This window comes from Oceanicaulis sp. LC35, from assembly GCF_052055585.1.
Classification (GTDB): Bacteria; Pseudomonadota; Alphaproteobacteria; order Caulobacterales; family Maricaulaceae; genus Oceanicaulis.
In genome coordinates, this window is sequence record NZ_CP170485.1 from 2,444,592 (window position 1) to 2,457,140 (window position 12,549).

General features: G+C 62.5%; 11 protein-coding genes. All 11 read right to left on the minus strand.

Going from position 1 to position 12,549, the window contains the following annotated elements; translation table 11 throughout:
• Positions 1 to 51: 51 nt before the first annotated feature.
• Positions 52 to 264 (minus strand): DUF4287 domain-containing protein, encoded by a 213-nt coding sequence (locus ACFELO_RS11705; RefSeq protein ID WP_440957941.1) that lies wholly within the window; start codon positions 262 to 264, stop codon positions 52 to 54.
• 43 nt (positions 265 to 307) lie between these two features.
• Positions 308 to 949: a peptide-methionine (S)-S-oxide reductase MsrA gene (msrA, locus tag ACFELO_RS11710; RefSeq protein WP_440957942.1), complete on the minus strand. Its 642-nt coding sequence runs from the start codon at positions 947 to 949 to the stop codon at positions 308 to 310.
• Positions 950 to 1,018: 69 nt separating this feature from the next.
• Positions 1,019 to 1,963 carry an N-acetyl-gamma-glutamyl-phosphate reductase gene (gene argC, locus ACFELO_RS11715; RefSeq protein ID WP_440957943.1) on the minus strand — a complete coding sequence of 315 codons (945 nt, stop codon included), beginning with the start codon at positions 1,961 to 1,963 and terminating at the stop codon, positions 1,019 to 1,021.
• Complete coding sequence (locus tag ACFELO_RS11720) at positions 1,960 to 3,312, minus strand: acetylglutamate kinase (RefSeq protein ID WP_440957944.1); 1,353 nt, start codon at positions 3,310 to 3,312, stop codon at positions 1,960 to 1,962. The genes argC and ACFELO_RS11720 overlap by 4 nt, the downstream gene beginning before the upstream one ends.
• A complete protein-coding gene (locus ACFELO_RS11725) occupies positions 3,309 to 4,316 on the minus strand; it encodes an N-acetylornithine carbamoyltransferase (RefSeq protein ID WP_440957945.1) in 1,008 nt (335 codons plus the stop codon). The genes ACFELO_RS11720 and ACFELO_RS11725 overlap by 4 nt, the downstream gene beginning before the upstream one ends.
• 109 nt (positions 4,317 to 4,425) lie before the next feature.
• Positions 4,426 to 5,940 carry a L,D-transpeptidase family protein gene (locus ACFELO_RS11730; protein WP_440957946.1) on the minus strand — a complete coding sequence of 505 codons (1,515 nt, stop codon included), beginning with the start codon at positions 5,938 to 5,940 and terminating at the stop codon, positions 4,426 to 4,428.
• A gap of 127 nt (positions 5,941 to 6,067) precedes the next feature.
• Positions 6,068 to 7,192 carry a ferritin-like domain-containing protein gene (locus tag ACFELO_RS11735; RefSeq protein WP_440957947.1) on the minus strand — a complete coding sequence of 375 codons (1,125 nt, stop codon included), beginning with the start codon at positions 7,190 to 7,192 and terminating at the stop codon, positions 6,068 to 6,070.
• Between the two features lie 277 nt (positions 7,193 to 7,469).
• Positions 7,470 to 8,408, minus strand: coding sequence for a sterol desaturase family protein (locus ACFELO_RS11740; protein ID WP_440957948.1), 939 nt, complete (start codon positions 8,406 to 8,408; stop codon positions 7,470 to 7,472).
• Positions 8,392 to 8,853 carry a hypothetical protein gene (locus ACFELO_RS11745; protein ID WP_440957949.1) on the minus strand — a complete coding sequence of 154 codons (462 nt, stop codon included), beginning with the start codon at positions 8,851 to 8,853 and terminating at the stop codon, positions 8,392 to 8,394. The genes ACFELO_RS11740 and ACFELO_RS11745 overlap by 17 nt, the downstream gene beginning before the upstream one ends.
• Before the next feature lie 129 nt (positions 8,854 to 8,982).
• Positions 8,983 to 11,715 carry a TonB-dependent receptor gene (locus tag ACFELO_RS11750; protein ID WP_440957950.1) on the minus strand — a complete coding sequence of 911 codons (2,733 nt, stop codon included), beginning with the start codon at positions 11,713 to 11,715 and terminating at the stop codon, positions 8,983 to 8,985.
• 293 nt (positions 11,716 to 12,008) lie between these two features.
• Positions 12,009 to 12,464 carry a hypothetical protein gene (locus ACFELO_RS11755; protein WP_440957951.1) on the minus strand — a complete coding sequence of 152 codons (456 nt, stop codon included), beginning with the start codon at positions 12,462 to 12,464 and terminating at the stop codon, positions 12,009 to 12,011.
• Positions 12,465 to 12,549: the final 85 nt, after the last annotated feature.

The following is a 12,549-nucleotide window of genomic DNA, read 5'->3' on the forward strand; positions in this document are numbered from 1 at the left end:
GTCTTGAAGCAACTCGGGGGTCTAAGTGAGACGCCCGGATTGCGTCCCGGCTCAGGATCCGGCCTCGGCCAGGGTATGAGCGACAATAGCATTGGCATGGCCATGCCCCATGCCATGCTGCTCTTTCAGCAAGGTTACGAGTTCCATGTGCTTGGCCGGCATCGCCGCGCGAACCAAGCCCTTCCACTCAGAAATCGGGCGGCCATACTTCTTCTCGATGGAAGGAAAGTAGGATGCGGGGCCTTTGATCTTGTCATCGCTCATGGGCGAAACAGTCCCGACATCACACGCTCATGTCAATGCGCTTTTAGCCCTCTTCGATCCCGTTCCAGATCTGGCGCAGGCGCGCATCCCGGCGGCAGCCGAAGCGATAGCGCGTATACCGGGCCGGATGGGTCTCATGATAATCCTGATGCTCGATGCCCGCAGGCCAGAAGGTCGTCAGGTCGCGCACCTGGACGATGATCGGGCGCTCGAACAGGGCCTGCACGCTCTCACGAGACGCTTCCGCCGCCGCGTGCTGCTCGGCGCTCACCGGGAAGATGCCCGGCGCATAGCCTGAGCCGCGGTCACAGAACTGCCCGCCCTCATCAAACGGATCCACATTGCGCCAATAGTGATGCAGCAGCTCATCATAGCTGATCACGGACGGGTCATAGATGATCCGCGCCGCCTCGTTATGTCCGGTCCGCCCCCGCGCAACATCGTAATAGTCAGGATTGTCCTCGCGCCCGCCGGTAAAGCCGGACACGACCTCGACCACGCCGTCGAGCTTTTCAAAGTCAGCTTCCGTGCACCAGAAACAGCCCGACGCAAATACGGTATGCGCCAGCCCGTCCGGCAGGTCAGCGCCATCAGATCGGGCGGGATGGACATAGGTGTCATCCTGCGCCAACGCGACGCCGGAAAGGGACAAAGCCGCAAAGGCGGCGGCGAGGACAGCTTTCATGACGGCCTCCATCAGGGATCACCCCTATACAGTTGGGGCAAAGCCGCTCAAGACCAAGTCACGAAGCTGTCAGCCTCCGATCGGCTCGAACTCCGCAACGCCCAGACCCAGGCAAAGATTCTGCAAGGCCTGCACGGCCGCGCCTTTGAGAAGATTGTCGAGCGCGCACACCATGACGCCGCGTCGCCCGTCTTCACTCAGCGCGAAGCCGCCTAGCACGGCGCCAGGATTATTCGCCCCTTCAATCACTTCCGGGGCTTCGTCCTGAATGCGGATCAGCGGCTCATCGCCATAGGCCGTGTCATAGGCGGCGCGGAACGCCGCCGCGCTTACAGGCGCGGAGAACTCCATCTGCACCGTCATGACAATGCCGCGGAAGAATTCCGCAACATGCGGGCTGAAGCGCACCTCATGGCCCAAATGACGGCTCATCTCACGCTCATGGATATGGCCCATCAACGCATAGGGCATGAGATTGTCCTTGAGCGCATCCACATCATTGCGCCGGTTGGGCGTGGTGCCCGCGCCGGAATAACCGGACACGCCAAACAAATGGGCCGGGCCGCTCAGGGCGTCCCGCATGGGCGCAACCGCGAGCTGACCGGCTGTCGCATAACATCCCGGGTTGGAGATCCGGCTCGCGCCCCGGATCGCATCACGGCCATAGAGCTCCGGCAAGCCATAGGCCCAGCTGCCGTCAAAGCGATAGTCCGCCGACAGGTCCACAATGACCGTGTCCGGTTTGGCCGCCTCGATCGCGGCTACATAGGGCGCGGCCTGACCATTGGGCATGGCGAGAATGACGCCGTCGCACTGGCGCTGCGCTACCGCCTCGGGCCCCAAAGCCTCGAACAGCAGGCCTACAGGGCCTTCCGGCGCCATGTCGGTCACAGGCTGGCCATCCATGGCGCGCGACACCGCCAGCGCAAGCGTGAGGTCCTCACGCTCGGCCAACAGGCGGATCAGCTCGCGTCCCGTATGCCCCCGCGCCCCGACAAGTCCGATCGTCTTCATTTGCCGTCCTCCAGCGTGGCTGGAAGCGCGGCGATGCGTTCGACACGGGCCGGAATCTTCGTCAGATCATCCTCGCCCCGCCAGAACACGGTCCATTGACCGGCCTTCACCGCGCCATGACAGGTGGAGAAATAGAATTCGTTGACCGGGTTATTGGAGCGCGAGCGCCAGTACAGCTTGGGCGCATAATCGATCAGACGCCGCCAGACCGCACCGCCCAGACCTTCGCCCCGCGCTTCATCGAGCACGGCGAACTTGTCCAGATACACCATGTCATCCAGACGCGTCGTGATCGCGGCGGCGCGATAGTTTTCGGTCACGAAGGCATGGTCAAACGCCATATTGTCGAAATAGTCAGCCACCGGCGCCCGGCCAAAGGCCTTCGTAATCAGATCGCGCGCCCGCGCCTGATCGAGTTGAGCAAAGCTGTCGAGCTCGAGCATCCGCTCGCCGCGACGCACCAGCGTGCCCGCGCCAGCATGGGTGAACAGCTCCTTGGCAAGCTGGTCAGGCCGGGTGATCGACACCGAGCTTGAGAGCGGCAGGTCATCCAGCAACAGCTTGATCTCCTGCAGCTTGAGCCGCATGCCGCCCGCCACCCAGTCCGACGCCATCAGGTCATCATAATCGGTGGCGAGGTTGATCGCGGAGATCGGCTGTTTGCCGGCATCCAGAAGCGCACCCGTCCCGGTCAGGAAGACGACCTTATAGGGCTGCAGCTTGTGCACCAGAGCCCGCACCGCGCTGTCGGCGTTGATGTTCACGAGCCGCCCGTCCGAGGTATCCCCCAGGCAGGTGAGGATCGGAGCCTGGCCAGCCTTCGCCGCCGCAGCCACCAGTTCCAGACGCACCGCAGTGGGTTCGCCCACACGGCCCAGCCCCGCCTCGTCAATGAGCTCGGCCTCGAACACGCCAGACGGCACCGCCGCCGCCCGACCGCCGCAATCACGCACAGCCTGAACGAGCTTGAGATTGACCGCTGTCAGGGTGTCGCGCACCACGCCAATGGCCTCAGGCGGGGTGATGCGCAGACCGTTCTTGCGCTCTTCGGGGAAACCCGCCGCCTCAAGCGTCTCGTTCAGCTGGGGACCGCCGCCATGCACGACGATGGGCGCCAGCCCGACCGATTGCAGGAAGGCGAGCGCGCCCGCGAGCGCATCCAGGTCTTCCTCGATGATCGCGCCGCCCACTTTGACAACGGCAAAGCGTTCCTGATCGAGCTCGGAGAAGCGGTTGAGATATTCACGGATCTCCTTGCCGTCGCGCATATTGGACAGAAGCTGCACGATGGCGGACCGGACCGGCGCGTTGGCGCCGCCCCGCTCGGGAAAGGATTTGGACGCCGTCATCCCTGTGCGTCCTGAACCAGCTGCTCCATCATCGCTTTCTGGACGTGAAGACGGTTTTCCGCTTCCTCGATGCCGAGGAAGGCCGGGCTGTCGACGACGGAATCAGCAATTTTCACATTACGGCGCATGGGCAGGCAGTGGCTGACGGTCGCGTTGTCGGTCAGCGCCATCTTGGCGTCATCAATCATGAAGCCGGCGCCCTTGGCGCGATACGGCGCTTCCCCTTCCCAGGCGCCATAGAAGGGCAGAGCGCCCCAGCTCTTGGCGTAGACCGCATGGGCGCCCGAATAGCCTTCCTCGACATCGGTCGTGACGGTGAAACGGGTCTTGTTCTCGCCGCAGAAACGCTCCGCGGCATCCATGTAGCGCTCGTCCAGCTGATAGGCGTCATCAGGGATCAACAGGCGCACATTCATGCCCATCTTGGACGCCATCAGGATCGCAGAGTTCGCGACCGCGGTGTTGAGTGGCTTGGGATGGGGCACCCAGGTCAGAAGGAAGTCCTTGCCCGACACATCGCCATGACGATCCTGAAGCGCCATCATCATCGCCAGCTCCTGACAGGGATGGACGATGGTCTCCATATTGATCACCGGCACGGTGGCATATTTCGCATAGGCGCTGATCAGCGGATCCTCGCGCTCGGCTTCCCAGTCCTGGAATTTGGGGAAGCAGCGAATGGCGATCAGGTCCACATAACGCGACAGAACGCGTGCAGCTTCCTTGATGTGCTCTTCCGGACCGGCGTCCATGATGGCGCCGTCCTCGAATTCCACCGGCCAGGTCTGGCCCTGCGCATCAAGCACGATGGCGAAACCACCCAATTGCTGGATGCCAAGCTGGAAGCTCGTCCGCGTCCGCAGCGACGGGTTAAAGAACATCAGGGCGACCGACTTGCCCTTCAGCGCATCCCCCATCGGACTGGATCGCAGCTCTCGCGCTCGATCGATGATCGATTGCAAGTCACTCCGGGACCAGTCTTCAGTCGACAGGAAATGGCGCATGGCTGCGGACCTTTGTCAGAACAAACAAAGTCAGCGGTGTAGTCAGAGACGGCGAACTTGGCAAACCCCCTGTGTAGACAGGGCATGACAACATTCCTCCCAACACCCCTCAGGGACTGGGCGCGACTTCGGTCTCCAGCTCTTCTGACGAGGGTTCAGACGCCTCCGGTTCCGGCCTGTAGAGCGGCGGATCGGCCAATGCCGCGACAAGACGCTCATCCCGGCCATACACGTCATGGACAAAGCGGACCTGCCCCATCGCGTCCGAGACGGCCGTGAAATACAGGATATGAACCGGCACTTCATGGCGCAGGCGAATGCGGCGCGTCTCTCCTGAATCAAAGGCTTCCCGAACGGCCTGCGCACTCCAGCCCTCGGCGGACAGGACCCAGATCGCGAGGTCCTCGGGATTCTCCACCCTGACACAGCCCGAGGAATCGTCCCGCTGGGCGTTGGCGAACAACTCGCGATGGGGCGTGTCGTGGATGTAGACATTATGGACATTGGGGAAGAGAAACTTCACCCGCCCCATGGCGTTGTTCGGCCCGGGCGCCTGGATCACGCGATAACGCCGGTTCGCCCAGTCCGCCTGATACGGATCCACACGCCGCCCGGTATCAAGGTCCACCAGCCGATAGCCTTGTGAGAGCGCATAGGCCGGACTGGTGCGGAAGGCGCGGACCCAGCGTTGACCGAGGCTGGTCGGGGTCAGCCAGTACGGATTGATCTCGATGATCGACATGTCCTCGGAGAAGACCGGCGTTCGCGAATAGCGCCGGCCAATCATGGCCTGGTGCGTGCGCGCCACCTCGCCGTTTTCCCAGGCCTCCAGCCGGTAGTCTGCGATATTGACCCTGATATGGCGCTCGCCCAGCTCGGCGGGCAGCCAGCGCCAGCGTTCGAGATTGGCGCGGATCTGGTTGATGCGCCGCGCATCCCCGGCATTAAGCTCGGCAAGGGTCGAGGCGCCCGCCTCTCCATCTGCGGCCAGATTGTAGCGGGTCTGAAAGCGCATCACCGCGCTTTCCAGTCGCCCGTCAAAGGGCGCACCCATCTGAATGTCCCCCGGCAAAAGGCCCAGCTGGGCCAGCCGGGCGCGCAGCGTATCCACGCGCGGTCCTTCATCGCCCAGCGACAGGGCGTCCCCCGGCGGCACCCGTATGGGCGCCTCCACCAGCGTCAGCCGCCGGATCAGCTCGGAGCGCAGGGCCTGATAATCAGGGTGGGACGGCGCCAGCGCCTCCAGGCTCTCATAGATGCCCTGCCCTTCGCGGGCGACGGCATAGGCCGTCAGAAGGTCCACATCATGAATGGGCGCGGTCCAGTCCGCATCAAGCGCGCGCGGGTCCACCACCCCGAAGGCGAGATCCTCGGCATAGTCAAACCAGATCGCACGCGCCATCTCATCCCGGCGCGCGCCAAACGGCATGTCGCGCACGCTTTGCGGGTCAGGGTAGTCGGACGGGTCCAGCCCATGGGTCCAGGCTTCGGAAAGGGCGTCGCTCAGCGCGACGATTTCCGCGTCCGTCCAGCGCGCTGTCCAGCTGCGCTCCGCCGTCACGGCCAGACAGGCGCCCTCAAACGCCAACGCCGCCATTGCGCCGATCACCAGTCGCCAGATCATGCTTCACGCCCCCTGACGCCAAGTCTTAACAGGCGTTAACCTGCGGCTCCAGCGAGGATCGCGCAAAAAATCGCCGCCCCGACGCAAAGGCCGAGACGGCGAGTGAGGCAAACATGTGTGACGCGCCCTATTCCGCCGCGCCGGCTGCGCCTTCCCGGGCGACCGCGTGGATGTAATCCTTGCGCGCCTTGCCCGGATCAACCCGGCCGGTCTGCTCACCATCAATTTCACGGGCGATCCGCTCATCCTCATCCTGCAGCGCCTGCGGATCGAGCTCGGCGAAGTGCAACACGCCCATATCCTCATAGGCGCGCTGGATCTTCGGCCCCCACAGGCCGATATCCTTCACGATCGGCACGATGCGCTGGAACAGGAGCGTGCGGTAGAGCTTCACGATCTCGGAGTTCTCGGTGAACTCCTGACACTCCGCTTCAGGCAGGCCCAGCACCTCGTAGATCTCTTTCGAGCGGGTCATGCGATCGCGCATCAGATAGCAGGCCTCCACAAGGAATTCCTCGCGCTCGTCACGCTCCTTCTGGGTCAGCTGGGGATAGTAATCGCGCAGCGAGAGCCGCCCGAACGCCACATGGCGCGCTTCGTCTTCCATGACATAGGCGTTGACCATTCGCGCCAGCGGGTTCTGGGCCAGATCGCGAATGGTGCCGAACGCCGCCAGCGCCAAGCCCTCGATCACAACCTGCATGGCGAGATAGGTCACATCCCAGCGCGAATCCGAAAGCGCATCATTGACCAGCCCCTGCAAGGGGTCAGTCATCGGATAGGCGACGCCGAACTTGCCCAGCAGCTTGCGATAGGCCTCCACATGGCGCGCTTCATCCATGACCTGGGTGGCCGCATAGAATTTCGCATCAAGATCCGGCACCGCCTGAACGATCTTGGAAGCCGCCAGCAACGCGGCCTGCTCGCCTTGCAGAAACTGGGAGATGTTCCAGGACTGGGTATGTCGGCGCAGTTCGATGCGCTCTTTGCTGGTCATCTTGTTCCAGACATCCGAGCCGTAAATGGCCACCGCCTCATCTGGCATTTCCATCGGGTTCTCGGGGTCGAGATCAAGCTCCCAATCGATGCGGTTGACCGCATCCCACTGCATGTCCTTGCCCTTCTGGTACAGGTGCATCAGCGTCGTCCGGCCCTCATCAAAGCGCCAGTCAAACACCGCATCGAATTCATTGGGCACATGCCAGTGCGGATCGATGCCGGGCATGGGGTAAAGGTCACGCAACGCTGTCATGGGGGCCTCCCGCCTGATGCTGGAAGAGCCTGCGCGCGAGCCTGTCCAGGATGAACCGGTCGCGCCAGCTCTTCGCCGCCGGCCTGTCTTGCGCAAGCACTGAACGGCGTTCACTTCTCAACCTTGGATCAAGCAACACCCCTCTGTCCAGAGAAAGACAGGAGAATGACGAGATATTTGATAAAACCTTCAGGTGCGGCGCAGCATAGAGGCCCAGAATACTGGGGTCCCTACATTGGAATTGAAGGACAATCCTTCATTGCTGCAGCGCGAGACGCTATTCCGCGGCCACGGGCGGTTGGGTTTCGTTGGAGCGCGGCGGCGTCAGCCCCTGCTCCTCCAGCCAGCGCGCCTTGAGGGTGGCGGACGTGTCCCGACTGCCATCGGGCGACCAACCCGGCGGGCCCAGCCAGTAGCCCAGCACGTCACGCGGAGACCGGGCCGACTTCACATCCTTGAGGATGCCCCACCATTCATGCAGGCAAATGGTCAGCGGATTATGGGTGCCCAGATTGCGCACAATGCCGTAGCGGATTTCTTCTTCATCGGATTCAGGCTCGAACGTGCCGAACATGCGATCCCAGATGATGAAGACGCCTGCGTAATTGCGATCCAGATAGCGCGGATTTGTGGCGTGGTGGACGCGGTGGTGGCTGGGCGTGTTCATCAGCCATTCCACCGGCGCCGGAAGGCGCTTGATCGCCTCGGTGTGAATCCAGAACTGATAGATCAGGTTCAAGGCGGCCACAAAGGCGATCATCGCCGGCGGGAAACCGATCAGCACCATCCAGCTGCCCAGAAAGATGAACTTCAGGGTCAGCGGGTTCAGCCAGGGCTGACGCAGGGCGGTTGAGAGATTGTAGTGCTGGCTGGAATGGTGAACCACATGGTCCGCCCACCACCAGCGCACGGTGTGCGCCCAACGATGGCTCCAATAGTACACGAAGTCATCAAGCACGAAGGCGATCACGAACCAGTACCAGGCCCAGCCGATGTCAAAGAGCGCAAACTGCTCGACGAACACCAACCACGCCACAACAATCCCGCCCAGCAACAGGCCCGACACCGTATTGCCCAGCCCCATGACAAGGCTGGCCGCCGTATCGCGCGGCTCGAACCGGGTCTTGCCGGTCAGACGGCCATAGATCATCTCGGCGATCACCAGAAGGATGAAGCCGGGAATGGCCCACAGGATGGGATCAGGCAGATTCGGCATGTTGAGCCTCTTTCCTGGACGCGCGCCGCGGTTGGCGCACAAACGCCTCTAGCCGGTCGGCCCAGTCCTGGGTCTGGCCTTCCCGGCCCAGATCCAGCACCGCACGCGGCAAGGTGTAATCATACATCGTTATCGTCAGCGTGGAGCCCTGCACATCAACGCTGCGGATCTCTCCGGCTCTCAGGGCGCGCACGACGGCATTGTCGCCACGGGCGAGGACCAGGCCGACCCGCGCGCCATTGGCTTCAAGGCAGAGATAACCGCGACGGTCCGGGGTCAGCGCCTGCTCACCCCCAACCACGAACCCCATGACATCGCGTTTGAGAAAGCGCTTCGCCGTCTCTTCGCTGTTCAGGCGCAAGCGTGTCCAGCCCATGGCGATGTTCAGAAGAACAATCAGCCCGATGCCGAAGGTCGCCCCGACCAGAGCGAGCGCGTATGTCATACCGTCATTCATGACTAAACTGAACGCCGTTCACCCCGAAAAAGCAAGAGGCGATACGCCCCGCCCGCCGCAAAGAAAAACGGCGCCGGATCGCTCCGGCGCCGTTAATCTGTCTGCGGTGCGTATCGCCTAGAAGCGCGCGCGCAGGGTGACGCCATAGGTGCGCGGGTCACCGGGATAGTTGTTGAAGCTGGCGCCCAGATAACCCACCGACGGGAAGCCGCCCTTGACGTATTCCTCTTCGGTAATGTTGCGGCCCCAGAACTGAACCGCCCAGCTCTCGTCGGCGGCCGACAGGGTCACCGAGGCGTTGTAGAGCGTGAACGCATCCTGATTGGCGACCGGACGCGGGTCCAGGCTGGCCACCAGGTTGAATTCAGAAGTGTGCTGGGCTTCACCGCGCAGGATCAGGTCCAGGCGATCATTGATCGGATGGGTGTAGGTGCCGGTAAAGGACGCCACCAGCTCCGGATTGCCGCGATCAACGCCAGAGAGGTCGTTGAAGGTGCCGGTCTGACCCTGATCGTTGGTGCGCGGCGCGTTACAGGCTGCGAAGGTCGGGTCGGTCGGATCCCAGACCGGACCGAACAGCGGCGAGCTGTCCGGGCACGGCGCGTACAGATACTCACCGAACTTGTCGTCGATCAGATAGGTGCCGCCCAGGGTGAAGAACAGGCGATCGGTCGGTGCGTAGCTGAAGTCAAACTCGATGCCGCTGACTTCGATGGAGCCCGCATTCGCCAGGGCGAAACCGGTGCCCACAAACGCTTCGGACTGGAAGCCTTCGATTTCCTGGTTGAAATAGCTGACGGCGTAGACGAGCGAGCCGTCCAGCAGGCTGCCCTTGGCGCCGATTTCCCAGGAGCTCGCATCCTCTTCTTCAAACTCGAAGATGCCCGTTTCCGCCGCTTCATAGGACAGGTTGAACCCGCCCGGTTTGAAGCCGGTGGAATAGCTCGCATAGATGTTGAACGTATCGGTCACATCATAGCTGAGGATGGCGTTGTAGGAGAAATTGTCGTCAGACCGCGAGGTCGGATACTGGCTGGCGTCAACCGGGCCGAAGTTCTGGAACGCGCTGAAGGCGGTCAGAATGTTGAACGGGGTGTTGGCCAGGAACGCCGCCACGGTCGGGTCATAGACCACGAACGGGTTGGCCAGGGTCGCGCCCGGAATGCCCGAAGCCTGAAGCGCGCCTTCCAGCTGCGCGGCCAGCGTCGGATCAGCTGCGGCCTGCTGGGCCAGAACCGTGGTCAGCAGGAACGGGCAGGAATTGCCATCGGGGAAGGACGGGCAGAGCGAGGCTTCCGGCAGGCGCAGATTGGCGCCCAGCGAGGTGAAGCTCAGAGCAGAGAGCGGATCATTGATGTTGATCTGCGTCTGCATCTCCTTGTCTTCTTCGGTATAGCGACCGCCGATGGTCAGGGTCAGACGATCGGTGAAGTTGATGTCGAACTGACCGAAAGCGGACCAGGACTCGGTGTCGTACTGGTAGTTCTCGCGCTCAACGCCCATGCCCGGTTGCAGGTAACCACCTGCCGGAACAAGCGGAACACCATTCACGCCCAGCTGGTTGTTCAGACCGATCAGCGTCTCGGTCAGCGTCACGCCGCCCGTGCCGGCCGGAAGACCGAACGCAGCGACCAGATCCGCCACCTGATCTGCGGAAGCGAGATCGAAGAACGCCTTGGTGTCATCGCCGTAAACCAGGCGCTGATTGAACTCGAGCTCGTTCTTGTAATAGAAGCCGCCGAACATCCAGTCGATGAATTCGCCGCCATTGGAGGTGAAGCGGAATTCCTGGGTGAAGCTGTTGTATTCGTTGTCGATGTTACGCGCGCCCAGAAGGTCGATATCGGAGAAGTCCGCATCGATGTTCTGGCTCTCGTCATAGGTGCGATACGCGGTGATCGAGGTAAAGGTGAAGCCATCAAACTCGTGGTCGATCTGCGCGGAGATGCCCGCAGTGTCGAGCTGGGTGTTCACATTGCCGTCGACCGCGATCTGACCGTCATGGGGATCAGCCGGAAGCGCGGTGCCGCCCAGCGCGATGATCGCGCCCTGGTCGATCGGGTCGTAGAAGGCGAACGGCGCGGCGCAGCAGTTCTCGTCGATCACGCCCAGATCCGCGATCACGCGAACCTCGGTGTTGTCGGAGGGGTACCACATCAGCTGGCCGCGATAGGATTGACGGTTGCGGTCATTGAGCTGTTCGCGCTGCGCATTCGGCGCGACATTGTCCAGATAGCCGTCATTGGTGTGCGTGGTCGCATCCAGACGGAAGGCCAGAACGTCCTCGATGATCGGGCCGGTGACCGTCGCCTTGGCGACGAACTGGCCAAAGCTGCCTGCGGTCACTTCCGCATCGCCGCCGAACTCGAACTCGGGTTCCTTGGTGATGAAGCTCACAACGCCAGCCGGGGTGTTGCGACCGAACAGCGTGGATTGCGGGCCGCGAATGACCTCGACACGCTCAATGGACAGAAGATCGTTGATGGCCGAGCCCGAACGCGGGCGATAGACACCGTCGACAAACACGCCCACGGACGGCTCGAGGCCCGGGTTGAAGCTCGACGTGCCGATGCCGCGCAGATTGAATTCGGTGTTGGTGGACGCGGCGAATTCCGCCACGCGCAGGGACGGCACCAGGGTCTGCAGGTCCGCCGCATCGCGGATCGAGGACTGCTGGATCGCAGCATCGGTCACGACCGCAACGGAGACCGGGGTCTCCTGCAGGGTCTGCTCGCGCTTTTGCGCGGTGACGGTGATGACGTCGGGTTGCTGGGCCATCGCCGGCGTGGCCACCAGGCCTGCAGCGAGCGCCGTCGCCCCCAGTACGGCTGCTTTGGTCAAACGAGTCATTCAGGTCTCCTCCCCTGATATCAGTACGATGCGGCGTTCTCGACGCGTCCGCTAGTCGCAATTGAATTTAGCTTATGCAGGGTTTTTGCCGTTTGTCATGCTGACTTCTTCCAATCAGCGCCCCAGCGTTGCGGAAAAATCACATTCGAGGACGGCCCAGCCTCCATAAGAAGCAGGCAAGCCCTTGCAAACAAAGGAAATACGCAAAGCTGTGGGAAGTTATGCTGCGCAACATTCGCCCGGTTGAAATCCACGTCAACCAGCGCCCGGAATTGAGAACAAGGTAAACCCGCTTACGGACGATTTTGACCTCCCGGCGCGGGCGTCAGCGCCGCAAACGCCAGCCCGGACACACCGCCCGCAAGCGCCTGCGCCCAGAACCCCCAGAGGCTGCGCGCGCCGGCGATGACCTGCACGCCGAAGAAAACCTCTTTCATCAAGGTCAGCATGACAGCCATGCACACCAGCCCCGCAACGCCGAAGACGAGCGCGCGCGGCACCTTGATGATCCGCCCGACCAGTGCCGCCGCGGGAAGCGCGAGCGCCAGCCCCAGAGCGATGAAGATGGCGTAGAGCGGTCCGAGCCCGACCAGATCATCAGCCATCATGGCCAGCGCGTCCGCAGCGCGGATATCCGCCCCCACCGAAGCGAGCCCGGAAAGCACGAACAGGCTCTGCGCGATGACGCCCAGCACCATCATGGCCACCACAGCCGCCAGATTGGCGATGACCACGCGAATGATCGCCATGACTTGCTCCCCCTTTGCGCGAGCGCCGGGACCGGCTCATAGTGCGCACTGATCGAAGGCCACACAGTGCCGCAAACCCCAGCGC